Below are 26,886 nucleotides of genomic sequence, written 5' to 3' on the forward strand. Positions count from 1 at the left end.
GGGGGCGCCCACTCCTCTCCACGATTCTCGAACTCACTGCATGGGGCGCCCTCACCCCCGCCCTCTCCCGCAAGCGGGAGAGGGAGCGTGCTGCGATCGGGTGGAAGCCTGAGCGCATCAGCTCGCTACGCCGTATTCCCCGCGTCGATGGTCTGCACGCTGCCGGTGATATTCCGGCCGCCGTCGCCGAGCAGGTACTCGACCATGCGGGCGACGTCGTCGGCTTCGGCAAGGCGGCGCAGGGCACTGCGGTTCGCGATCTTGTCGCGGCCGTCGCCGGCGCGGCCCGAGGTCAGCTCGGTGTCGATGAAGCCCGGTGCGATGGCATTGACGGTGATGTTCAGCCGGCCGACTTCGCGCGCCAGCGAGCGGGTGAACCCGATCGCGGCCGCCTTGGTGGCGCCGTACACCGACAGGCCGTTGTAGCCGGTCGAGCCGATGATCGACGACATGTTGATGATGCGGCCGCCGCCGTCCGCCATCATGTTACGGACGATGTACTTGGTCAGAGTGATCGGCGACGTCACGTTGATGCGCAGCAGCGTTTCGATCTGGCTATTGTGCATCGTCGCCAGCACGCCTTCGGTGCCGATGCCGGCGTTGTTGACGAGGCCCCAGATCGAGCCGAACGCGCGGCGCAGGTCCTTGACGAAGCCGGGAATGGCGTCGATCTCGCCGAGATCGAACGGCTTGAAGGCGATCGAGCCCGGACCAGCCGCCGCGGCATCGATCGCCGCCTTCAGTTCGTCGGTTTCGCGCCGGGCGACGGCGATCACGCCATAGCCGCCGGCGGCGAGACGCTGCGCGATCGCCAGCCCGATGCCCCGGCTGCCGCCGGTCACCACAACGTTACGCATGGCGGGCCAGCTTGCCGGACGGGGTGACGTCGAGCTGCGGCACGAAGTTGATCACCGCCGGCACCTTGTGGGGCGGCAGCGCGCGCTTGCATTCGGCGAGGATTGCCTCGCGGATCTCGCCGGTGCGGCCGGAGTCGGAGACGTTCGCCAGCAGCACGTCGGCGACCACCAGCGCGCCGGTGATCGGGCTGCGCCGCGAGCGGATCCGCACCATGCGCACGGCGGGATGGCGGTTGATCACCGCCTCGACTTCCTCCGGATGCACTTTCAGGCCGCCGACATTGATGATTCCGTCGCGGCGGCCGACGAAGTAATAGCGGTCGTCGCGCAGCTCGACCATGTCGCCGGTGTCGATGAAGCCATCGGCATCGGCGAGCGACGGCGCGGCCGCGCCCACATAGGTGTGTGCGGTGCGGGCGGAGCGGATCCGCAGCGAGCCGTCCACCACCTTCATCTCGACGCCGCCCGGATTGGGGCCGATCAGCGACTTCGGGAAGCCCTCGCGGCCGTCGGTGACGGCGAAGCCGACGCCGGCCTCGGTCGACGCGTAGGCATGGCCGATCGAGGCGTCGGGAAACACGCGCCGCAGGCTGTCGAGCACGGCCTGGTCGGCGATCTCGCCGGACAGCCGCACATATTCGGGGCGGAAGTTCGCGACCGCCGCGCTCATCAGCGCCTTGCGCCAATGCGAGGGCGTGCCGGAGATGTGGGTGACGCCGCGCGCGGCGAGGCGAGCCAGGTGATCGATCATCATTTCGCCCGGCGCCGACAGCACCATCGAGCCGCCGCCCAGCACAGCGCGCAGGAAGATCTGCAGCCCGCCATAGCGGCGGATGTCGTAGAAGGTCGCCCAGGTCTGCGGCGCGCGCAGCGCAGCGCCGTCGGTGACGATGGCGCCGGTGAGCGCCGCCAGCGTGTGCGCGACGATCTTCGGCGCGCCGGTGGTGCCGGAGGTCAGCATCAGCCACTGCGTGGTGTGCGACAGCTCGACGGCCTGCGCCGGCCGTACCGGCAGGGCGGCGGGCACGATCAGCTCGACGCCGCGGTTCGCCCAGCGCTCGGGGTCGTCGGTGACGACCGCATCGATCTCGGCGTCGGCGATCAGCGACGCGGCGTGCGCCATGTCGAAGTCCGGCGGGCACAACAGCATCCGCCGCGCGACGCCGTCGAGCTCGATCATGGCGATGCCGCTCGCGAGCTGCGTCGCCAGCGACAGCACGACCGAGCGGCCGGCGAGGTCCGGCAACCGGCCGCCCAGGATCGTTCCCGCGGCGATGTCGGAGATCGCGACCGTGTCGGTGTTACCGGAGAGAGTGCGGCCGTTCAGGCCGGTCGCCAGATAGTTGCGTAGCGCGGTGATCTCACGCGGGGACATTCTCATACGCCTTGATGAAGTCGCCGAGCGTCACCGGAAAGATCGCGTCGTCGGCTGCGGTGAAGGGATCGACGCCGAGCGTGTCTTCGAGCCGCGCCACCAGGATGGCGAAGCACAGCGAGTCGAAGCCGGATTGGTGTAGTACCAGATCGTCGGTGAGCGGCGGCAGCTTGCGGTTCTGCTCTGCGGCGATCTCCTGCATCATCGTCACGATTGTTAACCGTACAGACATCGATCTTTCGCCTTCCTGCTCGATCCGTGAGACAACACCATAGGGCGCAAAGATGAAGCGAATCTATGCGTGTAGTTCGCAAATCGGGTCGATTGGTAAACGACGATGGATGCTCGCAAAGTACGCTGCCGCGAGATCACCGATGCGGATATCGAGGCTGTTTCCAATCTGCTGACCCGCGGCTTCGTCGGCCGCACGCCCGATTACTGGCGGCGCGGGCTGCGGCGCCAGGCTGAGCGGGACATTCCAGCCGATTGTCCGCGCTACGGATATCTGCTGGAAGCCGGCGGCGAGCCGGTCGGCGTGCTGCTGCTGCTCTACGCGCAGCGCGGCGGTTCCGATACGGCCGGCCTGCGCTGCAACGTGTCGAGCTGGTACGTCGAGCCGGAGTTCCGCAACTACGCGACGATGCTGACGTCGATGGCGCAGAAGAACAAGGCCGTCACCTACATCAACATCTCGCCGGCGGTGAACACCTGGCCGATCATCGAGGCGCAGGGGTTCCGGCGCTATTGCCAGGGCATGTTCGTGGCATTGCCGCTGCTGTCGCGCGCCGAGCCCGGCATGCGGGTGGAGCGCGTGACCGCGGCCACGCGCGGCATTGCTGGCCTGCCGGAGAGCGAAGCCGAACTGTTGCGCGGTCATGCGGCCTATGGCTGCCTGTCGCTGGTATGCCGCGTCGGCGGCGAAGCCATCCCGTTCATCCTGGTGCCGAAGCGGATCAAGCACGGCCGTTATCCGACGCCGGCGATGCAGCTGGTGTATTGCCGAGACGTGGCGGATCTCGTGCGCTGCGCCGGGGCGCTCGGCCGCACGCTGATCCTGCGCGGCGCCGCGATGCTGATCGTCGATGCCAACGGGCCGGTTGCGGGCCTCCGGGGTGTCTATCTGGCGTCGCGGGGCTGCAAATACTTCAAGGGGCCGAACCCGCCGCGGCTCGCCGATCTCACCGAAACCGAACTGGTGCTGTACGGGCCGTAGTCCGGCGGCGCATCGGCAGCTCTCCGGCTTGCGCCTCGCCGCGTCAGCCGTGGCTGTGCGCGAAATCCCAATACAGGGCGCGGGCGCGGGTGAAGATCGGGCCGGGCTGCAGCGCGCGGTCGTCGATGCGGACGATCGGCTGCACCTTGGCGAAGTTGCCGCTGGCGAAGATTTCGTCGGCTGCCACGAAATCCTCGTAGCGCAGTGTTGTCTCGACCACCTCGACGCCGTCGCCGCGCAGCAGCGCGATCACGCGCTGCCGGGTCACGCCGTTCAGGAACGTGCCGTTCGGCGCTGGCGTGTACACCACGCCGTCCTTCACCATGAAGATGTTGGAGTTGCCGAGCTCGGCGATGTTGCCGAGCATGTCGCGCATCAGGCAGTTGGCGAAGCCGCGGCTCTGCGCCTCGATCATCGCCCGCGAATTGTTCGGATAGAGGCAGCCGGCCTTGGCATCGACCACCGCGCAATCGGCGCTCGGTTTGCGGAACGGCGACAGCGTGATCGACAGGCCGGTCGGCTTCGGCATCGGCGCTTCGTAGATGCACAGGCACCAGTTGGTCGTCTCCGGATCGAACAGCACGCCGCCGCCGGAGCCGCTCTGCGCCCAGTACATCGGACGGATGTAGAGTTCGGCCTTGGCGTCGAAGCGCTTCAGCCCGTCCTGCACCAGCCCGTGCCAGGTTGTCGTGTCGATCATCGGTTTGAGCTTGAAGTTCGTCGCCGACCAGTTGACGCGCGCGATATGCTTGTCGAGATCCGGCGTGACGCCTTCGAATGCGCGTGCACCGTCGAACACCATCGAACCGAGCCAGGCTGCGTGGGTACGCGGCCCCATGATCGGCACATTGCCCTCGTGCCAGTCGCCCTCGAAGAACGTCCAGGTCTTCGAGAAGCTGGTGGGTGCGGTTGCGGGGATCATGGTCGGGTCTCGTGTTGGACGGTGAGATGCGGCTGTCAGAGGCGGAGTGCGCCCGCCTCGATGCGGGCGTAGCGCGCGGCGTCGAGCGGCACGTAGCCGCCCGCATCCGCGACATAAAGCGGGTCGTCGACGACGCGGGGGTCGAAGCCTTGGTCGATCAGTTCCTGCTTCTTCTGCTTGAAGGTGCCGGTGATCTCCAGCGTCCGGCGCAGCCGCAGGAACACCGGGCGCGCGAACGCCGGCAGCCGGTCGGCGAGATGCCGATGCAGATGGGCCAAGTCGAAGTCATCGGCGACGACGAGCGCCGCCATGCCGGCGCGGCCGTCGGCGTGCGGCACGGCGACGCCGTAGACGCTGGCATCGATCACACCGGGGCAGGCGGCGGTCACGTCGGTGACCTCGCTGGCCGCGACGTTCTCGCCCTTCCAGCGGAAGGTGTCGCCGATGCGATCGACGAAATGGAAGAAGCCTTTGGCGTCCTGCCTCATCAGGTCGCCGGTGCGAAACCAGGAGTCGCCGGGCGCGAACACGTCGCTCAGCACTTTCTTGTCGCTCTCCGCCGCGCTGGTGTAGCCCTCGAACCGGCCGCCGCGATTATCGGCTTCGCCGATCCGGCCGATCGCTTCGCCGGCCTCGCCGGGCGCGCAGCGGATGCAGCGGCCGTCGGCGTCGCGCAGCGGCTTGCCGGTTGCGATGTCGAACTTGACGATCGCTGCCGGGAAGCGATGAGCCAGGAAGGACGGAATGCGGCCGATCGCCCCTCGCTCGCCCTCGACATTGTACAGCGAGAAATTGCCCTCGGTGGCCGCGTAGAATTCGAGAATGCGCGGGATCGCAAAGCGCGCCTGGAACGTCTCCCAGACGTCACCCCGCAGGCCATTGCCGCACACCAGCCGCAGCCGGTGCCGGGTTTCGTGCGCAGAAGTCGGGGCCTGCAGCAGATAGCGGCACAGCTCGCCGATATATTGAAACAGCGTGCAGTCCCAGCGGACGATGTCGTCCCAGAAGCGGCTCGCAGAAAATTTCTCGGCGATCACCACCGCGCCGCCGGCCATCAGCACGCTGCCGGGCGCCACTACGCCGCCGACGCTGTGATACATCGGCAGGCAGTTGTACATTCGATCGTCTGGCGTGGCATCGATCAGTCCGGCGAACCAGCCGGCCCAGCTCATCACCCGCCGGTGCGTGACGCGCGCCGCCTTCGGTAGGCCGGTCGTGCCGGAGGTGTAGATCAGCAGTGCCAGATCGTCGAGTTGGACGTCGCGCCGCGTCGGCGAAGGCGGAAGATCGTCGGCCGCGAGCGCGGTTTCGATCGAGCGCTCATCGGGGGCGCCGCCATGACGCCACAGCCGCGGCGACGTCCTCATGTTTTCGCGCGCGCCCGCATAAACGTCGGCGAGTTCGTCGGCGACGATGAGGTGGCCGGCGCGGGCGAGATCGACGCAATGCGCCAGCGAGGCGCCGACAAGCTGGGTGTTGATCAGCGCCACCACGCCGCCGACCCTCGTGATGCCGAGCCATGCGGCCAGATAGTCCGCGCGATTGGGCATCAGCAGTGCGACGGTGTCGCCCTTCGCCACGCCGTTTGCGATCGCCCAGCCCGCGTAGCGATCGACGCGTGCGGCTAGCTCGGCGTAGTTGAGCGTCTCATGCGACGAGACGATCGCCGCGCGATGCGGCGCCGCGGCGGCGTGATCGGCAATCACATCCGCGAGCAGGCGGTGCGGCGTCTGTTCGATGCGGGCCGTCAGTTCGATCGCCTTCAGCCAGCTTTTCGCGACCGATGGCCGCGCCGCGCCCGGGCCCGCCTCGGGCGGCGCAGCGGCGATGGCTGTTGGTTGCACGTTCATGAAGGCGAGCCCGACAATCTGACGAGAAATATCGGCGCAAACTTACGCGAATTGAATTGGCAAATGCTTGCGGAGGCGCTGACAAAGCATCCGTAAGGTAAACAAAGCTGTTTCGAATAAATTGATTCAAATTGTAGCGAATTCATCATCCGATATTAGGGTTAGTACCGCGAAGTTTTTGAAACTTGTTGTCGCATTCGAGTTTGCTGCCTTAGTTATCGTCGGTGCCGGAAGCTGCCCGAAGTGCAGCTCGTTCGGATCTGCGGAGGTGAGCCCATGCGCAACGAGACGATTGCCATTCACGCCGGCTACGATCCCGATCCGACGACGAAGGCCGTCGCGGTGCCGATCTATCAGACCGCCTCCTACGCGTTCGACAGCGCCGACCACGGCGCGGCGTTGTTCAATCTGGAAACCGAAGGCTACCGCTACTCGCGCATCGCCAACCCGACCAGTGCTGTGCTGGAAAAACGCGTTGCCGATCTCGAAGGCGGCGTCGGCGCGCTGGCGGTGGCGACCGGGCAGGCGGCGCTGCATTTCTCCTTCGTCAACGTCGCCGACCACGGCGGCAACATCGTCTCGGTTCCGCAGCTTTACGGCACGACGCACACGCTGCTGTCGCACATTCTGCCGCGCCAGGGCATCACCGGCCGCTTTGCCGCCAGCGACAAGCCCGACGATATCGCGCGGCTGATCGACGACGACACCCGCGCGGTGTTTTGCGAGACCATCGGCAATCCGGCCGGCAATGTCTGTGATATCGAGGCGATCGCCGAGGTGGCGCACCGCGCTGGCGTGCCGCTGATCGTCGACAACACGGTGGCGACGCCGATCCTGCTGAAGCCGATCGATTACGGCGCCGACATCGTCGTGCATTCGCTGACGAAATTTCTCGGCGGCCACGGCACGACGCTGGGCGGCATCATCGTCGACAGCGGCCGGTTCGACTGGGCGAAGCAGCCGGAGCGGTTCCCGGCGTTCAATCAGCCGGATCATTCCTATCACGGCATGGTGTATGCGGAGCGGTTCGGGCCGACCGCCTATATCGAGCGCGCGCGATCGATCTATCAGCGCACGATGGGCGCGGTGCTGTCGCCGTTCAACGCTTTCCTGCTGCTGCAGGGCATCGAGACGGTGGCGCTGCGGATGGAGCGGCACGTCGAGAATGCCCGCAAGGTCGCCGAATTCCTCAAGGACGATCCCCGCGTGGCCTGGGTGAACTACACCGGCTTTCCGGACAGCCCGTATTATCCACTGGTGCAGAAATATCTCGACGGTCGGGCGTCGTCGCTGTTCACCTTCGGCATCAAGGGCGGCATGGAGGCCGGCAAGGCGTTCTACGACTCGCTCAAGCTGATCACCCGCCTGGTCAATATCGGCGACGCCAAATCATTGGCGTGTCATCCGGCCTCGACCACGCATCGCCAGATGTCGGCGGAGCAGCAGCGCGTCGCTGGCGTGCTACCGGAGACGATCCGGCTCTCGATCGGCATCGAGCACATCGCCGATATCATCGAGGATCTCGATCAGGCGCTCGCTCGCGCGAGCGGCCAGCAATCTCGCCCGATTGCCGCCGAGTAGAGGCGCGGCGGGATGACCCTGCTGTTCGACAAGGCCGATCCCCGCGACGACGCGCCCCTGGTGCCGGCGAATGCCGCCGAGAGCGAAGCGCCGACCGGCTCGCGCCGCCGGGTGATCGAGATCGGGCTCGTCAACAACATGAGCGATGCGGCGCTGCGGGCCACCGAGCGGCAATTCCAGCGTCTGCTGCGTGACGCTGACGGCAGCTCCACCGTGCGGCTGCACTGCCTGGCGCTCCCGTCGGTGGCGCGCTCGCACGCGACCCGGCAGCGCATCGCCAGTCTCTACACCGACATCGCCGACATCGACGCATTGCGGCTCGACGGCCTGATCGTCACCGGTGCGGAGCCGCGCGCAGCAAGACTGCAGGACGAGCCGTATTGGGACGAGATGCGGGCGCTGGTGGACTGGGCCGAGGCGCATACGCGCTCGACGATCTGGTCGTGCCTCGCGGCGCATGCCGCCGTGCTGCATCTCGACGGTGTCGAACGGCAGCGGCTGCCGCGCAAATGCGCCGGCGTGTATCACTGCGAAGCGCCCGGCGACGATGCTCTGCTCGTGGGTCTGCCGGCGCAGCCGCGGGTGCCGCATTCGCGGCTCAACGATCTGCCGGCGGACAAGCTCGTCGCGGCGAACTACACGGTGCTGACGCAGGCACCGGGCGCAGGCGTCGACATCTTCACGCGCCAGAACCGCAGCCGCTTCGTGTTCTTCCAGGGCCACCCGGAATACGATCCGGCGTCGCTGCAGCGCGAATATCTGCGCGATATCGGCCGCTATCTCACCGGCGAGCGCGCGGACTATCCGGACGTGCCGGTCGATTATTTCGACGCGGCGACCGAGCAGGCCTTGCGGGCGTTACGCTGCGAAGCCGAGACGCGGCGCGATCCCGCGCTGATCGCCAAATTGCCGCCGCTGACGATGCGCGCCGGCGTCGCCGATGCGGTCGCCGCCACAGCCTCGACGCTGTTCCGCAATTGGCTGGCGAGCATGGCGTCGTAACGGGTCTGCGTTCGCGTCGCCCGAGCAGTTCTGAAGCTTTCTCTTCGATTCCAACGCTGGACCATCTCCGTCATGCCCGGACTCGTGCCGGGCCTCCACGCCGCGCTGCAGGAGACGCATCAACGGCGTGGATAGCCGGGACAAGCCTGGTCATGACGGGCGTCGAGAACGATCTGCAGTCCGCGGTAATTGTTCGCCTGGACAGGTGAAAGAGCGGGGATCACTCCGCTCGCAGCGGGATCTGGCCGCGGCGCAGGCGGGTGACGAGGCGCAGCACCGAGCCGTCGATGCCGGCCATGCGCTTGGCGGCGCCGCGCAGCAGCAAAGCGAGGGTGACGAACGAGATGGTGGTGGCGGTCACCGCGCCGGTGATGCCGAACATCGGGATCAGGATGAAGAAACCGACGGCGCGCATCAGCACGGTGCCGCCAACGATCGCCAGATAGCTGCCCTCGTGTCCTGTCAGCATCAGGATCGAGCCCGACGGTCCGGCGGCCGCGACCGCGGCCGTGCCGATCGTCAGCAGCGCCAGCGCCCCGTAGTACGGCACATAGTCGGAGTTGAAGGCCAGCAGGATCCAGTGTCCGCCGCCGAGCACGACCATCAACCCGCCGATCACGATCGCCAGCGTGATCAGCGCGACCGAGTCGAGCAGGCTGTCGAGCTGCCGATACTGGCGATTGTAATACAGGTTGGGGAAGTGGCGGGTCGAGAAGATGTAGACCGCGCCGGTCGCCATCGCGAAGGCATTGGCGATCCGGGTGGTGACGAAATAGGCGCCGGCGACGGTCGGGCTCATCAGATAGCCGATGATGACGACGTCCGCATACTGGTTGGCAGCTTCGAGGCCACCGGAGATCCACAGCTTGGTCGAGCGCGTCGTCCAGGTGCGCAGGTCGAAGCGCGACGGGGAGCGTCCGATGCCCGGGAACTGTGTGCGCACGCGGCGGCGGAGCAGCGCCATTTGCACCAGCATGGTGACGCTCGACATCGCCGCCATGCTCAGGAAGATCCGATACATCTCGATCGGCGCGCCGAGCACATAACTGCCCACAATGTAGAGCATCGGGCACAGCGCCACCGGCAGATAGGTGAGGCCGTCGCCGACCCAGACGCCGATCGCGCCGCGTGCGAAATGCGAGGAGGTCAGCAGCAGCGAATAGCAGACGAGATACAGCGTCGCCGCGAGCGCCAGCGTGGTGTCGTGTTCGGCCGCGAACCAGAAGAAGAACGGCAGGCCGATCAGCAGCACGCCGATCAGCGAGGCGAGCGCCGTGAAGGTCATGGCGCCTTTCAGCGTCGCTTCGTCGTTCGCCGCGCTGAACTCGCTCCACGAGCGGGTGATGAAGATCTGCTGGCCGAACGTCGCGATGACGCTGAGCAGGCCGGCGGCGCTGAACAGCATCGAATAGGTGCCGAAATCATGGCGGCTCAGCATCCGGGCCGCGAGCGTCACCAGCGCCAGATTTGCGATCGTGATCGCCACGCGCAGCGCGAACGCACCGGTCATGGTGCGAACCGCGACGTTGCTGCGAAGGCCGGCAAAACGATCGATCGGGACGCTGAACTTCACTGACTGAGCCTGACCGGAGCGGAACTGCAAAACCGACGAGACGACGGCGACGCCGCGCTTCGTCTACGATGTGCCGGCACGACGATGTGACATCGACGCGCTGGCATCGTGTGGCAACTTACTCTAATTGGAGTCACTTCGCTGACATGCAAAATGATAATTGCGTGTACGGTAAAGACTCGCGGTAGCCGCGTCGGAAATGTCCGCGACAGGCCGCGCTGTTAACCATAGACACACGATCGACGAGGCGTTGATGGAGCAGCTTCCGGCCAGATACGAGATGCTGCTGCGGATCGCGGCGTGGCTGTGTCTGGCGTTCATTGCGATGGCGACACTCAGTCCGCTGGGGCTTCGACCGACCACGGGATGGCCGCCGTCGATCGAGCGCTTTCTCGCCTTCGCCGTGGTCGGCGGTTTGTTCGCGATGGCCTATCCGCGCTACATCGTGCTGGCGGCGATCGTCGTGCTCGGTGCGGCGGCGCTGTTCGAGGTTCTGCAGGTGCTGACTCCGTCGCGGCATGGCCGCGTGTTCGACGCCGCGGTGAAACTGGTCGGCGGCTCGGTCGGGCTGACCGCCGGTTGGCTGCTGGTGCGCTGGCTTCCGCGCCGCTGACGCGCTTCGCCTCAGCGGCTCTGCGCGACCGCCGGTTCGCCGGCCCGCATCGGCAGACGTAGCGCTTCGATCTTGGGCTGAATGGTGGTGCCGTCGATCAGTTCGAGACGTCCGCAGCGATTGAGCGTGTGCAGCTTGCGGCCGGGCCAGCGCGGCCCCGGCGTGACGGTGTGGTGCACGGTCTGGCTGAAGCGGGCCGGCGATAATTCGGTGATCTCGGCGAGACCGAGCGCGCTGCCGTAGCCGTGGGTGCAGTCCTGCACCGGACGCCACAGCCGTCCGTTGCGGTGGACGAAATGGCCGGCCGGCCGCGCGCTGGCGCGGTCGACCAGCGCGGGCCGCTGCGCATGCGGACGCCACGGCCCGAACAGATCGTCGGCATAATAGATCGACAGCGTGTCGGAGTAACCGCCGGCGCCGTCGCGTGTCGCGCCGAACATGTAATGCAGGCCGTCGTGCTGCGCGATCGTCGCGTCGGCGAATTCGACGCCCGACAGCAGCGTCGCGTGACGTTCCCAGCGATGCGGAAATTCGGCGCAGCGATAGATCGTCACCTCGTGTTCGGCGCTGCTCTCCGGGATCATCCAGAGTTCGTCGCGATGCACGATCAGGAACGGGTAGGACAGGTGCCAGGGCTCTTCGAGCACCGGGATCGCCGCGCCGATCGGGCCGTCGGCGCCGAATTCGATCGCCGAGATGAAGCCTTTGCCGACGTGATGATCGAGCTCCTCGACGAACACGAAGGTGCGGCCCCTCCAGGTGATCGGAAACGGATCGGCGTAGAAGCGGTTGGCCGGGCTCGTCACCGCGCGCCATTCCGGACCGGAGAGATCGCCGGACTTCCAGATGCCGGCGTCGTCGGTATAGCGCCACCCGATGCGCCAATGCGGTGAGTAGCAGCACAGCCGGTAGATACGACGAGCCAGGCTGGAGGCGAGGCCGCGCAGCACGAAAGCCGCCGGCGAACGCGAAGCACGGAGCGATGTGAACGGGCGCGGCGCGGCCGTCGGCACGCCCGTCTCCAGGGCGCCCTTCAGCAGCGTGGCGGTGCGCGCCATCACGGCCCCGAGCGCGCCGCCGAGCCCCTCGGCGGATTCGCCGGACGGCTTGCCCGACCACAGGGTCGTGCCGGTGATATCGTCGTGGATCTCGATCAGCGGCAGATCGCCGGCCACGATCGCGGCGAGCGCCGCGTCCTCTCCGGCCACGCCGTCATACAGCGGCCGCAAGTACAGCCGCGGCGTTCGCGCCGGATCGCGCGGCATCGCGGTGAAGTCGACGATGATGTCCGGTGTTTGCGCCGCGTGCTGGGGCTGCTGTGCGAAGGCGGGATCGCGATCCGCGCCGCAGGGGCGGCCGCGGCGCAGCAGCATGCGTTCGAGGTCGAGCAGCGCTTCCAGGCCCGCCGGTCGCTCCGCGTCGGTGTGCACCCAGACGATCTGCAATTGTGGTCCAGCGCCGCTCACCAAGGTCGTCAGGTGCCGCATCCAGCGCCGCGGACGGCGATCGTCGAAGCGGAGCTCAACCAGCACGGCGCGATCCCTCCGCGGGCGGGATCGTCTGCTCGATGAGGCGGACATATTCGTCCACCATTGCGTCGACCGAGTAGCGCGTCTTCAGGCCCTCTGCGGCGCGGCGCAGTCGTGCGGCGAGTGCAGGTTCTTCGAGCACGCGGGTGATCGCGGCGCCGAGCGCCGTGGTGTCGGAAGCGTCGACCAGAATTGCGGCCGGCTCTCCCTGATAGGCCATCACCTCGCGCAGCACCGGCAGATCGTTGGCGACGACCGGCACGCCCGCGTGGGAGGCCTCGACGGCGGCAAGGCCGAAGGTCTCGGCCAGGGAGGGAAATACGAAGACGTCGAGGCAGGCGAGAAAATTCGCGACCTGCTCGGGCGAGATCTCGCCGACGAAGCGCACCCGATCTGCAACGCCGAGTTCGGCGGCGAGATCGCGCAGTCGCGTCTCGTCGGGCCCCTGGCCCGCGAGCGCCAGCGTCCAGTCCACATGCGCGGGGAGCACACGTAGCGCCGCGTCGAGTTGCTTCAGCGGATGCAGCCGCGCCACCGAGCCGAGCACGATCGCGTCCGGCGCCAGTCCGAAGTGACGGCGAGCATCGACTTTCGACATCGTCGGGCGCTTCTGGTCGAAGCCATGCGGAACATGCGTCAGCCGCGTGCGATAGCCGTTCGGATAGCGCGAGTAGTCGCGCAGCATGTCGTGCGAGTTGACGGTGATCCGTGCGAACACGCCGAGTTGTCCCATCACGCGGTCGATGCCGCGCAGCCAGGCGGGCATCGTCAGCCGCGCCGATACCTGATTGGCGATCACCGGCGCAGGCCCCGCCAGCCGTGCGACCGCGCCGCCGATTGCGTTGCCGTAGTGCTGAAAGGTGAGGATGACGTCCGGCCGGATCTCGCGAATGCGCCGATGCAACTTGCCGAGAAAGCGCAGGAACGACAGCGGATCGCCGGGGCGCCGCGCTGCGCAGTACACGGTCTGCGGCGGCTCGTCGAAGGACCGTGACTGCCGGAAGAAGAACAGGTTATGGATGTCGTAGCCGCGTGCGGCGAGGCCGGCGCCGACCAGCCGCGAGATCTCCTGCGCGCCGGCGTTCTCGGCCTGGGTCTGCACCAACAGCACACGCGCCCGGCGCGGCCGATCCGCGATCGCTCCGCTTGCCGCCGCCGGCCGCTCGCCGGACTCACGGCGCGCGAGATCGAGGCCGGGGTCGGCGCGGCTGTTGGTATCGCGAGGCATCGACGATGGCGTCAGCAAAACGACTTCCAGGAAACCGGACGGTCGAGGCGGCCGGGTGCAGGTTAATGAAGTGTTACGATCTGTGTCTGCGGTTTACAGCAAACGTCCGTAGTCCGGGTGAGTATCGTTGTATGCGGTTAATCTGAAGGATCTCTGCGCGAAACGTCGCGCGCTCCGGCGCGCTGCGATTGGTGTTAACCGATCGTCAATGCAACCCGGCGGCCGGGCACGTAACCCCCGATTAACCCTAGTTCTTTACTTTGTAGTCAGTGTGCAAGGCGGCTCAGGCCGAGTCCGGATTGGTTTCGCGGCTGGCGGAGTCAGCAGCATCGACGCCGTCGCGGCTCGACGTCGCAGTTACATCATCGGTCCTCGCGGCTCATGATGCGGGTTCGTAGATCCAGCGAGTTGTAAAGTACCATGTCGCCCAAGCCGACTTCGCCAGAAGCGCCGACCGACCGGATCTCCGACGGGATCGATTTCAGGAACGTCCTCGGCATTCTGTCGCGGCGCCGGAGCTGGGTGATCGGCATCCCCGCGGTGCTGTGCGGCATCGTGGTGGCGTATCTGCTGGTGGCGCATCCGTCCTACACCGGAACCGCCCAGGTTTTCGTCGATCCGCGCGATCAGTACACGCCGAAGGACGATGCGCAGCAGCAGAATTCGGTTCCCGGCGACGGCCTGTTGCTGGTGGAAAGCCAGCTCAAGATCATCACCTCGAACGAAGTGCTCAACCGCGTCATCGAGCAGCTCAATCTGCAGAACGATCCGGAATTCAACGGCGAGCGGATCACCATCGGGCGGCTGATCAAGTCGGTGATCGGCCTCGGCCGGACCGAGGATCGCGCGCTGGTGACGCTGCGGAACCTGCGCAAGAACGTCGCCACCAAGCGGATCGACCGCTCCTTCGTCATCGACATTCTGGCCTCGGCCGACACCGCGCCGCGCGCCGCGGCGCTCGCGAACGCGGTGGCGACGTCGTATCTCGAGGAACAGGCGGGCGCCAATGCTGCGTTCCAGCGGCGGACCTCGGAGGCGATCTCGGCACAGCTCGGCAAGCTGCGGCAGGAAGTGAGGCGCGGCGAGGAAGCCGTTGCGGCCTTCAAGGCGGCCAACAATCTCGTCGGCTCGCGTAGTCGCATGGTCACCGAGCAGCAGCTCGACGAGGCCAATACCCAGCTCACCAATGCCAAGACGCGGCTTGCCGATGCGCAGGCGCGGGTACGGCTTATCGAGACGATTGAGCACGGCGATGCCGGTCTGGAAGCGCTGCCCGAGGCGATCCAGTCGGCCGCAATCGTGCAGCTCCGGTCGCGTCTCGCCGACGCCTCGCGCGAGGAAGCGCAGCTTGCGCAGATCGACGGGCCGAACCACCCGGCGCTGCAAGCGGCGCGTGCGCAGGTGCGCGACGCCCAGGCGGCGATTCAGCGCGAGCTGAAGACCATCGCCCGCTCGGTGCGCAACACCGAAGCCAGCGAGCGCACCAATGTGCAGAACCTGGAGGCCAACTTCGACGCGTTGAAGAAGCAGTCGGAGACCAACGACAAGGCGATGGTGCCGCTGCGCGAACTCGAGCGCAAAGCGGAGTCGAGCCGCGTCGTGTACGAGACGTTTCTGGCCAAGGCGAAGACCGCCGAGGAACGGCAGGGTATCGACACCACCAATATCCGCCTGATCTCGCGCGCCACCATGCCGGAGAACAAGAGCTGGCCGCCGACGATGATCATGCTGGCCGCCGCAATCTTCGCCGGCATCACCATCGGCATCGCGGCGGCGCTGGCGCGCGATGCATTCGATCGCCCCGGCGGCGAGCCCGATCCCGAAGCCGTGCCGGATGCGCCGGAGCTTGCGCCCGCCGACACCGCGCCGCCGTCGCATCTACGCCCCGTCGCGATGCCAAGCCAGGCCAGTCGCCTGGCTACGCTCGGCGAAGAGATCCTCGCCGCGCCGAAGGGCACCACCATCGTATTGGTTCAGGTGCAGCGCGGCGCCTGGCTCGACGACGTCGCGCTGCAGCTCGCCCGCACGGTGATCGCCAACCGGATGGATGTCATGCTGGTCGATGCCGATCTGGCGCGCCACTCCACCACCTCCCGGCTTGGTTTCGACAAGGCGCCGGGCCTGCGCGACGTGATGAACGGCGCGGCCGATATTCACGACGTCGTCCGGCTGCATCAGCCGACCGCGATGCGCGTGGTGCCGGTCGGATTGTCGGCGCTCGCGGCGCACGATCCCGCCGCCAGACAGGCGTTGTCGGGAGCGTTGCAGCAGCTCCGCGTGTTCGATCGCGTCATCGTCGACGGCGGCGAAATGGGCGCGTCTGCCTCCGAATATGGGCTGTACTACATGGCCGACGAGGTCGTGTTCCTGGCGCAGGGCGAGGGCGGCAAGAGCGAGGGCGGCAAGAGCGAGGATGCGGCGATCCTGGTGGATCTGCTGCGCCACCGCCAGGTCAAGGCCCGCATGGTGATCATCGAGCCGGACGTCTCGGTGGCGGCATGACGGCGCAGGGGCAGGGCACGCCGCATTCGCCGGCGGCGTTCGCTCCTGCCGGCTCCTCCACGTCGATCGTCCGGCTGCGGCTGCCCTTCGCCGGGCCGCTCGTGCAGAAGATGATGGCCGTCTATATCGTGCTGCTGTTCATCGTGTCGGCCAATGTGCTCGACCTGATCGGCTACGATTACAGCTCGATCGGCGGTTCACCGATCACCAAGATTCACGTCTCGACCTATTTCATCGTTCTCTTGTTCGGCGTGTTCGTCGTCACCTATCCGCAGAAACTCGATCTGGCCCGCTATTATCTGGCGACCAAGCTCGGGTCGCTGTTCTTCCTCTGCGCGTCGGTGTTCGCCGTCGTCAACATCGTCGCCGACGGCCGCAACGGCTTCGGCATGTTCTTCGACACCGATCTGCATCTGTTTCTGTGCGCGATGCTGCTGCCATTCGTGTCGCCGGACAACATGGACCGTCTCGAACGCTTCCTGCACTGGTTCTTCTTCGCCAATGCGCTGCTGGCGGTGATCGAGCTCGCGATCGGGTTCAACATCTTTCCGCTGATCACCTATTCGCCGGACGGCATGACGACGGTGGAGCCGCGCGCCACCGCCTTCCTCAGCCATCCACTCCACGCCGCCACGATCACCTGCATCTATATCGTCAGCCTGCTGTGCGGTGCCGGCACGGCGCTGCGGCGAAATCTGCGGATGCCGATGATCGGCCTGCAATGCGCGGCGCTGCTCGCCTTTGGCGGCCGCACCGCGTTCCTGCTGACCGCGGTGATCATGGCCGGGATGCTGGCCTGGACGCTGCTGCGGGCGGCGGCGGGCATGAAGCTGTCGCGCACTGCGCTGATCGTCTGGTTCACGATCATTCCGGTCGGCATCGCGGCGGTGGCGGTGCTGGCGTCGATCGGCGCGTTCGACCAGATGTTCGACCGCTTCAGCGAAGACGGCGGCAGCGCCCGCACCCGCTGGATCATGGTGCCGCTGCTGCTGTCGTTCAACTGGGGCGACATGCTGTGGGGCGCCCACACCGACTATGTGCGCTCGCAGGTGTATTCGTTCGGACTGGAATGGGGCGTGGAGAATCCGTTCATTCAGATGAGCGTGTTCCAGGGCGTCGTGGTGGCCTCGATGATCATGCTCGGCGTGTTGCTGCTGATCTGGGAGGCGTATCGGCGGATGACCTGGAAGGCGATCTTTCCGATCGCGGTGTTCCTGTTCCTGTGCAACACCTTCGGTTCGTTCGCCGGACGGTTCTTCACCTTCGCGATCTTCCTCGTGGTAATCTCGTCGCTGTTTCGCAAGCCGGATGCATCGCGCGACTGGGTGAGCTGAGCAATGGACGCTGCAGTCGTCAGCCAGCTTGCCGATCCGCCCGCGATCGTCCGCGATGCGTCAGACCTGCGGCCTGCGGGGCGCGGTGGCTATCTGCTGCCGTCCGGCTATCTCAGCACGCGCGGCAGCCAGATCGTCGACGACCGCGGCCAGCCTGTCCGCATCGCTTCAATCGGCTGGAACGGCACCGAAGGTCCGCCCGGCGCCGCGCCGTCGGGGATCTGGACCGTCAGCTACAAGACCGTTCTGGAGTCCATCGTCGATGCCGGCTTCAACACCGTGCGGATTCCCTGGATCGATCTCGGCCTCGACACGCCGCTGCACGGCTACAGCGACCGGCTCGGCTGGATCAACACGACACTCAATCCGGAACTGCTGGCCTCGCAGACCCCGCGCGCCGACGGCCGCTATCGCTACGTCACCACGCTGACGGCGTTCCGGCGCATTGTCGACTATGCGGGCGAGATCGGCCTGAAGGTGATCTTCGATCACCACACCAATCAGGGCACTGCTGGGCAGCAACGCAACGGGCTGTGGTTCGATCTCGGCCCGGGCACCGACAACACCGACGGCATCGCGCCCGGACGTTTCTCGGCCGAAATGGTCAAAGAGAACTGGCTACGCATCGCCAAGACCTTCGCGGGCAATCCGACCGTGATCGGCTACGATCTGCACAACGAGCCGAACGGCGATCGCGGCCACATCACCTGGGGCGGCGGCGGGCCGACCGACATCAAGGCGATGTGCGAGGATTATGGCTCGGCGATCCAGGACGTCGAGCCCGGCGTGTTGATCATTTGCGAAGGGCCCGAGACCTACAAGCCGCCGCCGAAATCATCCGGCATGGACCCGATGCTTGCGGCGTCGGCCGGCAATCTGACGGCGGCGGGCGCCAATCCGGTGCGGCTGAAGATCGCCAACAAGCTGGTGTATTCGATCCACGAATATCCGGAAGAGATCGCCGACACCAAGCGCTGGGGCATTCCGGAAACCGGCAAAGGCTTCATCGACCGGATGAACGCGACCTGGGGCTATCTGGTGCGCGACAACATTGCGCCGGTGTGGATCGGCGAGATGGGCGCCTCGCTGCGCACGCCGGAGACGCGCGAATGGGCGCGCAATCTGCTCGACTACATGAACGGCAAATACGGCGCCGAGGGCGGCCCGACCTTCACGGGCGATCAGCAGCCGATCAGCGGAAGCTGGTGGCTGATTGGACCGTCGAACGATCCGCCCTATGGGCTGCAGACCGATTGGGGCGTCGGCCATTACCGGCCGGACCAGATCGCCATCACCGACCAGATGCTGTTTCGGCCGCGCAAGTAGCAGCCTTCGGCGCTGCGCGGCGCGGTCAGCGCGTGGTCTGCGTCAGCAGCAGATACATCGCGTAAGGATTGGTCCGCAGATAGCGCATGCCGAGGCGTCGCGGCTCGAGTGCCATGCGCCACAGCCATTCGAGCCCGATACGCTGCATCCACACCGGCGCGCGCGGCTTGAGGCCCGACAGGAAGTCGAACAAGCCGCCCGAGGTCTTGATCACGCCGACGGTGGTGAGACGGTGGCGGTGCCGGCCGATGAATAGTTGTTCGCGCGGCACGCCCATCGACACCCAGAGGATATCGGGCGCCAGCTCGGCGATCTGCCGGCACGCCGCGATTTCCTCGTCTTGGTCGGCAAAAAAGCCGTTGCGTCGTCCGACCAGCTTGAGATCGGGATAGCACTTCTTCACCAGATCGGTCGCAAGCCGGTTCGAGGTTTCGTCGGCGCCGAGCATGAACATGGTAGCGCCGCGCTTGATCGCTTCGCGCGCGACGTCGTGAAACAGGTCGGTGGTCGCCACCCGCTCCGGCAGCGGCACGTCGCACTTGAAGCGCGACACGAATACGTGCGGCATGCCGTCGGCATGGATCGCATCGGCCTGCAGGAACATCGCGTGCTCGGCCGGATCGACCGCGCAGCGATACGTCACCTCGCCATTGGTCGACGTCATATAGGCCGGATAGCGCCACAGGCCGCGGCGCTTCAACGCCTCGTCGACCATCGCACGCGCAGTTTCGGCGCGGTCGGCCACAACGATGGGCAGGCCGCCGATCAGATTGCGCTTCCAATGCAGGAAACGGCTGCGACGCCGATCGCCACCGACGCGGCGCTCACCAAACGGCAGCGCCTCGATCGAAAACGGCGCAACCCGGCGATCCGACCCACGCCGTTCGGCGCTCGTCGTCTGGGCTCGCATGGCAATCTGCACCTGGGACATCACGAATTCCACTCGTCGCCAAGGACGTGTTTCAAGAGCATTGAAAACAAACAATCAGCGCTTCTTAACAGCCTTGCAAGCGCGGCTTAACCGTTTCCGCGCGACAAGGTAAAACAGTTAATGATGCAGTAACGATACGCGCGCGATTTCCCGCCGACTGTGCCGTCCTGCATCAGCGCTGTGTCACGACGATGCGGCGTGCCGGGATGAGGCAGGTTCCATCCACAGGCTGGAACCCGTCGGTCACGCCAGTTGCTTTTCCCACGCGAGCGCGTGGCGCACGATGGTCTCGAGATCGTCGTAGCGCGGCGTCCATCCGAGCTCAGTCCTGGCGCGCGCATTCGATGCCACCAGCGCCGCGGGGTCGCCGGCGCGGCGGCCCTTGATGCGGACCGGAAAGTCGACGCCCGACACGCGCTTCACCATCTCGATCACATCGAGCACCGAATAGCCCGAGGCGTAGCCGATGTTGCAGGTGATGCTCGCACCGCCGGCGCGCAGGTAGCGCAGCGCGTCGAGATGCGCGGCGACGAGGTCGCTGACATGGACGTAGTCACGGATGCACGAGCCGTCGGCGGTCGGATAGTCGGTGCCGAACACGTCGAGGCCGTCGCGCTTGCCGAGCGCGGCCTGCACGGCGATCTTGATCAGATGCGTCGCATTGGGGGTCGATTGCCCGGTGCGCCCTTGCGGATCGGCGCCGGCGACGTTGAAGTAGCGCAGCGCCGCGTAGCTCAGCGGATGCGCGCGGGCGACGTCGTCCAGTATCCACTCGACCATCAGCTTGGAGCGGCCGTAAGGATTGATCGGCTGCGTCGGCTGATCTTCGGCAATCGGGGTGCGCTCCGGCTCGCCATACACAGCGGCGGTCGACGAGAACACGAAATGCGGCACGCCACGCTGCACCGCGCAGGCGATCAGCGTGCGGGCATTGGCGGTGTTGTTGCGATAGTAATCGAGCGGCTGCGCGACCGAGTCCGGCACCACGATGCTGGCCGCGAAATGCACGATCGCGGCGATCGGATAGCGGTCCATCACCTCGCCGACGAGCGCCGCATCGCCGGCGGAGCCCTGGAACAGCGGCACCCCCGCGGGGATAGCGTCGCGGCGGCCCGTGGAGAGATCGTCGATCACCAGCGGCCGCTCGCCGGCCGCCTGCAGCGCCAGAACCATGTGGCTGCCGATGTAGCCGGCGCCGCCGGTGACGAGGATGTGGCTCTCCATCTGGGCTTTCCGTAGCTGGCGCCGCGCCGTCAGGGTGGCGCGTTGCTCTGGAACCGGACGCGACTGCTCGCAATTGCCACGCCCCAGGTCAAGCCGATCAGCAAGAAATAATGCCGCCAGTGGTCGGTATCGATAATGAAGCTTTCGAGCAGGGTGACGATCATGGTCGAGACGATGACGATAGAGGTGCGCTGCCAGGGCGTGCGAACGAAGACGTTGCGCAGCCCATAGGCGGCAGTGATGAACACCAGCGCCGGATACAGGATGCCGCTGATCCAGCCGCCCGACATGAAGGCGTTCAGGAACGAGTTGTGGGTGTCCTCGGGGAAGAAACGGCGGAATTGCAGCGGTCCGATCCCGGTCGGATAGTCGAGCGCCATCGCGGCGCCGAGCAGATGCCGGCCGAAGCGGCCGAACCGGCCGCTGTCATAGGGCTGCGACAGGCTGGCGCGCTCCTTGAACAGCGCGTCGATCTGGTCGAACGACAACAGCACCGCGAGCGCCGCGATCAGCAACACGCCGGCCAGCATCGCCAGCAGCACGATGCGCAGGCGCCGATGCTGCGTCGGCGCGGTGATGAACATCAGCGCGACCATCAGCACCGAGGCGCCGGCCAGCGTGCCCCAGGCGGCGCGCGAGAACGCGAGGAAGACCGCCAGCGCGATGATGCCGAATGCGATCGCGTTGCGCACCGCGCTCCAGAAAGAGCCTTCGATCACCCGCTGCAGCGCGTAGATCGCCGGAAAGATCAGGAACGCGCCGAGCACGTTCGGATCCTTGAACGTGCCGCGCGCGCGGCCGGCGAAAGTGAGGAGGTCGCTGCCGCCCGGGATCAGATTGAAATAGCCGGCGATGCCGGCCAGCGCGGCGATCAGGCCGCCCGCCAGATAGCCGTTGGCGATCGCGTCGATGCGCGCGCTTGTTTCCTCGAGCGCCACCAGCGCGAAGAACATCGCGGTGATCGCCATGTACCACGAGGTCAGCAGCCAGTTCAGGATCAGCGGGTCATCGAGCAGCGTCGAGGCGCCGATGGTGTAGCCAAACTCGATGCCGATCAGCAGGCCGATCGGAATGACCAGCGCCGGCGTAATTCGTAGCCCCGTGGCCGCGAACAGCAAAACGGACAGCAGCACGGCGAATTCGTACGGACTCGGTTCGATGAATACGATCGCGCCGCTGGCGCCAACGAACCACAGCAGTGCGAGCTGCAGGCTGCGCAATCGGGGCGCCGTGCTCGGAGGGGCCGCGATGGCAAAGTCGGTCATGCTGTAACCTTGCGTCGCCGGCTGAAACGCTTCGTTAACCGTGTCGCGCCGGGCGCGAAAGCGGCCGCGCGCCCGTCCGGCAAGTCGCCGACGCGCGCGGGTCGCGGCACGGGCAGTGTAGGAAAGCGGGATTAACGCTGGCTTATCGATCGCTCGCCGGCATCGGCGGTTCGGGTTCGTCGGCCTTTACCACATCTGCGGCATTGGCATGAAGCCGCGGCGGAACGGCGCTATAGGCTATCAGCGATATCAGGGCGGAGTTGATAGATGATCAGTAAGCGAGCGTTTCTCGGTTCGGCCGCAGGCGCGGCCGCTGCGTTGTTCGGCGCGCGGGCCCTGCCGGCCGTGGCCGACGTCGGCACCTATCCCGCGCGGCCGGTGCGCTGGATCGTACCCTATGCGGCGGGCGGCGCGACCGACGTGCTGTCGCGGATGGTCTGCCAGAATCTCACCGAGAAACTCGGGCAGCCTTTCGTGGTCGAGAACAAGCCGGGGGCGGGGAGCACGATCGGCACGCAGGCGGTGATCAATTCGCCGGCCGACGGCTACACGCTGCTGCTGACCAGCACCGCCAACGCCATCAACGCCTCGTTCGATCGCACCCTGCCGTTCGATTTCGCCAAGAGCATCGCGCCGGTCGCCGGGCTTGCGCGAATCCCGCTGGTGCTGGTGATCAACAACGACATTCCGGCCAAGACGGTCGCGGAGTTCATCGCCTATGCCAAGGCGAATCCGGGCAAGATCAGCGTCGGCTCGTCGGGCGTCGGCACGTCGCTGCATCTGTCCGGCGAACTCTTCAAATCGATGGCCGGTGTCGATCTGGTGCACGTGCCGTATCGGGGCTCGGCGCCGGGGCTGACCGACCTAATGTCCGGCCAGATCCAGGCGATGTTCGACAACGTGACCTCGTCGTTCGAACTGGCGAACGCCGGCAAGATCCGCGCGCTCGGAGTCACCACGCGCGAGCGTTCGGTGGTGCTGCCGAACGTGCCGCCGATCGCCGACACGCTCGCCGGCTACGAGACCAGCTCGTTCTACGGCGTCGGTGCCCCGCACGGTACGCCAACGGACGTGATCGACCGGCTGAACCTGTCGATCAACGCCGCTCTCGACGATCCGACCATCAAGCAGCGCATCGCCGAACTCGGCGCGATCCCGCTGCACGGCGATGCGGCGCAGTTCGGCGCGATGATGCGGGCCGAAACCGAGAGCTGGCGCAAGATCGTGGACACGTCACAGGTGCATAAAGAAGGCTGAGGCAGCTCCGGGGGCGGCGGTTGCGGCCGCCCTCCCGGCTTGCAATTGGGCCGGCCGGCTCCGATATTTCCAGTTCCGCCCGTCGTGCTGAACAGGAGACGCCGGATGCCTTCCTTGCCCGAATGGAATGTGCCGGCCGCGATCCGGCCCCGGGCCGCAGACTTTCCGTTCGACGTCGATCGTGCGCTGTCTGCGGTGGTCGGCCTGCATGCCATCATTCCGCCCGATGCCTTCACGGCTAATACGCTCGGAACCGAGCGCGCCGGCAATGCGGTGCTGATCGACGACGGGCTGCTGCTCACTATCGGCTATCTGATCACCGAGGCTGAAACGGTCTGGCTCCATCTCGGCGACGGCCGCGTCGTCGAGGGCCACGCGCTCGGCTTCGATCAGGACAGTGGCTTCGGCCTGGTGCAGGCGCTCGGCTCGATCGATCTGCCGCCGCTGCGGCTCGGTGACTCGGCCGCGGCGAAAGCGGGTGATCGGGTGATTATCGGTGGCGTCGGCGGCCGCACCCGCTCGGTGTCGGGACGGATCGCGGCGCGCCAGGAATTCGCCGGCTACTGGGAGTATCTGCTCGACGACGCGATCTTCACCGAGCCGTCGCATCCGAATTGGGGCGGCACCGCGCTGCTGTCCGCGGCCGGCGACCTGATCGGCATCGGCTCGCTGCAGATCGAGCGCAGCGGCAGCGACGAACACTACAACATGATGGTGCCGACCGATCTGCTGAAACCGATCCTTGGCGATCTGCGCACCATCGGCCGGGTCAACAAGCCGGCGCGGCCGTGGCTCGGCCTGTATTCGACCGAGATCGAGGACAAGATCGTGGTGGTCGGAATCGCCCCAAAGGGCCCTGCGGCGCGCGCCGAGCTGAAGACCGGCGACGTCATCCTCGCCGTCGCGGGCGAGAAGGTAACGACCGAAGCCGAGTTTTATCGCAAGCTCTGGTCGCTCGGCAGCGCCGGCGTCGAGGTGCCGCTGACCCTGTTCAGCGGCGGCGCGACATTCGACGTCGTGCTGCACTCCGGCGACCGCGCGAAATTTTTGAAGGGGCCGAGATTGCATTGAGCGAGAGGCTGACGGTGAGAGAGAGCCGCGACCGATATCGGCTATCGGCTATCGGCTTGTGAATCCTTTCTTCCGCCTTGGACCACCGCGTCGACCCCAAGCACCTCGTCATTGCCGGGCTTGAGCCGGCAATCCAACCGCCTCGCAAGAACCTAACTATTCGAGCGCGCTGGCGCACGCGATGGATACGCGTCAAGCCGGTGTATGACGGTGGGACTGGCTCGAGGCATTGCCCCAAAACCCGGCCGTCATCCCCCGCGCATGCGGGGGACCCAGTATTCCAGAGCGCGTGTACTAGGTGCACGGCTTTTCAACGAGCGCTCTGGAATACTGGGTCGCCCGGACGAGCCGGGCGATGACCTTGAGAGGTGGGGCGCGCTGATCGGATGATCCAGCGCGAGCGCAACTTCCGCTACTTCCCCGGAATCTTGTCGTCGATGCCTTTCACGTAGAAATTCATGCCGAGCACTTGGCTGTCGTCGAGGTGGTCGCCGCCTTTGCATTCGACGTCCTTGCCGTCCTGGTCGACGACCGGGCAGGCGAACGGCTTGATGCTGCCGTCGATGATGCCGGCCTCGGTGTCGGCCGCGAGCTTCTTCACGTCGTCCGGCATGTTGGTATAGGGCGCCATCAGGATCATCTTGTCCTTGAGGCCGCCCCAGGTGTCGCCCGCCTGCCAGGTGTTGTCCAGCAGGGCCTGGACGCGCGCCGTGTAGTACGGCGTCCAGTTGGCGATGATGCCGGTGAGCTGCGCCTTGGGGCCGAACTTGATCATGTCGGAATCCTGCGCGAAGGCCAGCGCGCCGCGCTCGTTGGCGATCTGCATCGCGGCGGCGCTATCGGTGTTCTGCATGATGACGTCGGCGCCCTGGTCGAGCAGCGCCTTGGCGGCTTCGGCTTCCTTGCCGGGATTGAACCAGGAATTGACCCAGACGATCTTCACCTTGATGTCCGGGTTGATCTTCTGCGCCGCCAGGATGGTGGCGTTGATGCCGGAGATCACTTCGGGCACCGGGAACGAGCCGATATAGCCGAGGACGCCCTTCTTCGACATCTTGGCGGCGATCGTGCCCTGCACGTAGCGGCCTTCGTAGAAGCGCCCCGAATAGGTCGCGACGTTCTTCTCGCGCTTGTAGCCGGTGGCGTGCTCGAACTTCACGTCGGGATACTTCTTGGCGACCTTGATGGTCGAATCCATGTAGCCGAACGAGGTGGTGAAGATCAGCTTGTTGCCGGCGCGGGCGAGCTGCTCGATCGAGCGCTCGGCGTCGGGGCCTTCGCTGACGCTTTCGAGGAAGGTGGTCTCGATGCGGTCCCCGAATTGCTTGACCAGCGCCTGGCGCGCCTGATCGTGCTGGTGGGTCCAGCCGAAATCGCCGACCGGGCCGATATAGACGAAGCCGATCTTGAGCTTGGCAGGCTTGTCCTGCGCCGCGGCGCCCGACAGCCCCGCGAACCCGGCCAGCAGCAGCGCCGCCATCACACTCGCCTTCGTCATCCAGTTCTCTCCGCTCACTTGATGTGTCTCGTTCGTCTTCATCGATCCGGAACGAAGCCGGTTCCGAGCGCGGCCGGCGCGACCGAGCCGCCGCGGCGCACCCGGGAGATCAGCACCAACACCAGGATCGTGGCAAGATAGGGCAGCGCCGTCATCAGCTGCGGCGGCAGGCCGAGCCCGAACGCCTGCGCATGCAATTGCAGGATCGACACCGCGCCGAACAGATAGGCGCCGGCCACCAGTCGCCCCGGCCGCCACGAGGCGAACACCACCAGCGCCAGCGCGATCCAGCCGCGGCCAGCCGTCATGCCGGGCGCGAAGAACGGCGTATCGGCGAGCGGCAGGCTGGCGCCCGCGAGCCCGGCGCAGCCACCGCCGAACAGCACCGCCAGCGTGCGGATGCGGCCGACGCGATGGCCCAGCGCATGCGCCGCCGCCGGATCGTCGCCGGCCGCGCGCAGGATCAGTCCGATGCGGGTGCGGGTCAGCACGACGCCGATTGCGACGATCAGCCCCACCGAGAGATAAACAAACGCGGTCTGGCCGAACAGCAGCCTGCCGATGCCCGGCAGCGTGGTCAGGCCGTCGATCGCCAACTGCGGCGCCGGCGTGATGCGTTCGCCGACAAAACCGAGACCGATAAGGCCGGCAAGGCCGGTGCCCAGAATGGTGAGCGCGAGACCGGCCGCAACCTGATTGACCGCGAGACCGATCGTCATCAGCGCGAACAGCGCC

The 26,886-nt window shown here is 66.4% G+C and carries 22 protein-coding genes; 9 read left to right on the plus strand and 13 right to left on the minus strand.

Features of this window, described 5'->3' with window-relative positions:
- Positions 1 to 125: 125 nt before the first annotated feature.
- The 3 genes from ACOJTD_RS10685 to ACOJTD_RS10695 are packed head-to-tail and all read right to left on the minus strand — an operon-like array spanning position 126 to position 2,464.
- A complete protein-coding gene (locus tag ACOJTD_RS10685; RefSeq protein ID WP_420132894.1) occupies positions 126 to 857 on the minus strand; it encodes an SDR family NAD(P)-dependent oxidoreductase in 732 nt (243 codons plus the stop codon).
- On the minus strand, positions 850 to 2,232 hold the full coding sequence (locus ACOJTD_RS10690) for a class I adenylate-forming enzyme family protein (RefSeq protein WP_420132895.1): 1,383 nt from the start codon (positions 2,230 to 2,232) through the stop codon (positions 850 to 852). The genes ACOJTD_RS10685 and ACOJTD_RS10690 overlap by 8 nt, the downstream gene beginning before the upstream one ends.
- Positions 2,219 to 2,464 (minus strand): phosphopantetheine-binding protein, encoded by a 246-nt coding sequence (locus ACOJTD_RS10695; RefSeq protein WP_054165592.1) that lies wholly within the window; start codon positions 2,462 to 2,464, stop codon positions 2,219 to 2,221. Before ACOJTD_RS10695 ends, ACOJTD_RS10690 begins: the two co-directional genes overlap by 14 nt.
- A 105-nt stretch (positions 2,465 to 2,569) precedes the next feature.
- Between ACOJTD_RS10695 and ACOJTD_RS10700 the strand changes: the two genes are divergently transcribed.
- Complete coding sequence (locus ACOJTD_RS10700) at positions 2,570 to 3,445, plus strand: acyl-CoA acyltransferase (RefSeq protein WP_420132896.1); 876 nt, start codon at positions 2,570 to 2,572, stop codon at positions 3,443 to 3,445.
- A 43-nt stretch (positions 3,446 to 3,488) separates the two neighbouring features.
- On the opposite strand, the gene ACOJTD_RS10705 is transcribed toward ACOJTD_RS10700, so the two are convergent.
- Together ACOJTD_RS10705 and ACOJTD_RS10710 are read right to left on the minus strand one after the other, a co-directional pair.
- A complete protein-coding gene (locus ACOJTD_RS10705) occupies positions 3,489 to 4,367 on the minus strand; it encodes a branched-chain amino acid aminotransferase (RefSeq protein ID WP_420132897.1) in 879 nt (292 codons plus the stop codon).
- A gap of 35 nt (positions 4,368 to 4,402) precedes the next feature.
- Positions 4,403 to 6,217, minus strand: a complete 1,815-nt coding sequence (locus ACOJTD_RS10710; RefSeq protein ID WP_420132898.1) for a long-chain-acyl-CoA synthetase — start codon at positions 6,215 to 6,217, stop codon at positions 4,403 to 4,405.
- Positions 6,218 to 6,493: 276 nt separating this feature from the next.
- Here ACOJTD_RS10710 and ACOJTD_RS10715 point away from each other — a divergent pair, with 276 nt between their 5' ends.
- Entirely contained in the window at positions 6,494 to 7,798 is a 1,305-nt protein-coding gene (locus ACOJTD_RS10715; protein WP_420132899.1) for an O-acetylhomoserine aminocarboxypropyltransferase/cysteine synthase family protein, read from the plus strand.
- 12 nt (positions 7,799 to 7,810) lie between these two features.
- Positions 7,811 to 8,800, plus strand: coding sequence for a homoserine O-succinyltransferase MetA (gene metA, locus ACOJTD_RS10720; protein ID WP_420132900.1), 990 nt, complete (start codon positions 7,811 to 7,813; stop codon positions 8,798 to 8,800).
- 220 nt (positions 8,801 to 9,020) lie between these two features.
- Here the strand turns inward: metA and ACOJTD_RS10725 are convergent, their stop codons facing one another.
- Positions 9,021 to 10,373, minus strand: a complete 1,353-nt coding sequence (locus tag ACOJTD_RS10725; protein ID WP_420132901.1) for a lipopolysaccharide biosynthesis protein — start codon at positions 10,371 to 10,373, stop codon at positions 9,021 to 9,023.
- A 253-nt stretch (positions 10,374 to 10,626) separates the two neighbouring features.
- On the opposite strand from ACOJTD_RS10725, the gene ACOJTD_RS10730 reads away from it, so the two are divergent.
- Complete coding sequence (locus ACOJTD_RS10730) at positions 10,627 to 10,986, plus strand: hypothetical protein (RefSeq protein ID WP_420132902.1); 360 nt, start codon at positions 10,627 to 10,629, stop codon at positions 10,984 to 10,986.
- An 11-nt stretch (positions 10,987 to 10,997) separates the two neighbouring features.
- Here ACOJTD_RS10730 and ACOJTD_RS10735 read toward each other — a convergent pair whose 3' ends face one another.
- Both ACOJTD_RS10735 and ACOJTD_RS10740 read right to left on the minus strand, forming a co-directional pair.
- Positions 10,998 to 12,518 carry a glucosamine inositolphosphorylceramide transferase family protein gene (locus tag ACOJTD_RS10735; protein ID WP_420132903.1) on the minus strand — a complete coding sequence of 507 codons (1,521 nt, stop codon included), beginning with the start codon at positions 12,516 to 12,518 and terminating at the stop codon, positions 10,998 to 11,000.
- The gene (locus ACOJTD_RS10740; RefSeq protein WP_420132904.1) at positions 12,508 to 13,743 is read right to left on the minus strand and encodes a glycosyltransferase family 4 protein; all 1,236 of its coding nucleotides are present in this window, start codon (positions 13,741 to 13,743) and stop codon (positions 12,508 to 12,510) included. The genes ACOJTD_RS10735 and ACOJTD_RS10740 overlap by 11 nt, the downstream gene beginning before the upstream one ends.
- 420 nt (positions 13,744 to 14,163) lie before the next feature.
- On the opposite strand from ACOJTD_RS10740, the gene ACOJTD_RS10745 reads away from it, so the two are divergent.
- Genes ACOJTD_RS10745 through ACOJTD_RS10755 form a run of 3 tightly spaced genes read left to right on the plus strand, consistent with a single transcriptional unit; the run spans position 14,164 to position 18,905 of the window.
- Positions 14,164 to 16,245 (plus strand): GumC family protein, encoded by a 2,082-nt coding sequence (locus tag ACOJTD_RS10745; protein ID WP_420132905.1) that lies wholly within the window; start codon positions 14,164 to 14,166, stop codon positions 16,243 to 16,245.
- Positions 16,242 to 17,579 carry a VpsF family polysaccharide biosynthesis protein gene (locus tag ACOJTD_RS10750; protein WP_420132906.1) on the plus strand — a complete coding sequence of 446 codons (1,338 nt, stop codon included), beginning with the start codon at positions 16,242 to 16,244 and terminating at the stop codon, positions 17,577 to 17,579. Before ACOJTD_RS10745 ends, ACOJTD_RS10750 begins: the two co-directional genes overlap by 4 nt.
- A gap of 3 nt (positions 17,580 to 17,582) precedes the next feature.
- A complete protein-coding gene (locus ACOJTD_RS10755) occupies positions 17,583 to 18,905 on the plus strand; it encodes a glycoside hydrolase family 5 protein (RefSeq protein WP_420132907.1) in 1,323 nt (440 codons plus the stop codon).
- 25 nt (positions 18,906 to 18,930) lie between these two features.
- On the opposite strand, the gene ACOJTD_RS10760 is transcribed toward ACOJTD_RS10755, so the two are convergent.
- The 3 genes from ACOJTD_RS10760 to ACOJTD_RS10770 all read right to left on the minus strand — a co-directional run bounded on the left by ACOJTD_RS10760 (position 18,931) and on the right by ACOJTD_RS10770 (position 22,325).
- A complete protein-coding gene (locus tag ACOJTD_RS10760) occupies positions 18,931 to 19,836 on the minus strand; it encodes a WecB/TagA/CpsF family glycosyltransferase (RefSeq protein WP_420132908.1) in 906 nt (301 codons plus the stop codon).
- Positions 19,837 to 20,079: 243 nt separating this feature from the next.
- The gene (galE, locus tag ACOJTD_RS10765) at positions 20,080 to 21,060 is read right to left on the minus strand and encodes a UDP-glucose 4-epimerase GalE (protein ID WP_420132909.1); all 981 of its coding nucleotides are present in this window, start codon (positions 21,058 to 21,060) and stop codon (positions 20,080 to 20,082) included.
- Between the two features lie 29 nt (positions 21,061 to 21,089).
- A complete protein-coding gene (locus tag ACOJTD_RS10770; RefSeq protein WP_420132910.1) occupies positions 21,090 to 22,325 on the minus strand; it encodes an O-antigen ligase family protein in 1,236 nt (411 codons plus the stop codon).
- Positions 22,326 to 22,592: 267 nt separating this feature from the next.
- Here ACOJTD_RS10770 and ACOJTD_RS10775 point away from each other — a divergent pair, with 267 nt between their 5' ends.
- Both ACOJTD_RS10775 and ACOJTD_RS10780 read left to right on the plus strand, forming a co-directional pair.
- The gene (locus tag ACOJTD_RS10775) at positions 22,593 to 23,582 is read left to right on the plus strand and encodes a Bug family tripartite tricarboxylate transporter substrate binding protein (protein WP_420132911.1); all 990 of its coding nucleotides are present in this window, start codon (positions 22,593 to 22,595) and stop codon (positions 23,580 to 23,582) included.
- Between the two features lie 105 nt (positions 23,583 to 23,687).
- Entirely contained in the window at positions 23,688 to 24,653 is a 966-nt protein-coding gene (locus ACOJTD_RS10780; RefSeq protein ID WP_420132912.1) for a S1C family serine protease, read from the plus strand.
- 412 nt (positions 24,654 to 25,065) lie between these two features.
- On the opposite strand, the gene ACOJTD_RS10785 is transcribed toward ACOJTD_RS10780, so the two are convergent.
- Entirely contained in the window at positions 25,066 to 26,151 is a 1,086-nt protein-coding gene (locus tag ACOJTD_RS10785; protein ID WP_420132913.1) for a BMP family ABC transporter substrate-binding protein, read from the minus strand.
- A 38-nt stretch (positions 26,152 to 26,189) separates the two neighbouring features.
- Positions 26,190 to 26,886, minus strand: a 697-nt coding sequence (locus ACOJTD_RS10790) for an ABC transporter permease (protein WP_420132914.1), incomplete at its 5' end; no start/stop codon positions are given.

The organism is Rhodopseudomonas sp. (assembly GCF_048594845.1).
Classification (GTDB): domain Bacteria; phylum Pseudomonadota; class Alphaproteobacteria; order Rhizobiales; family Xanthobacteraceae; genus Rhodopseudomonas.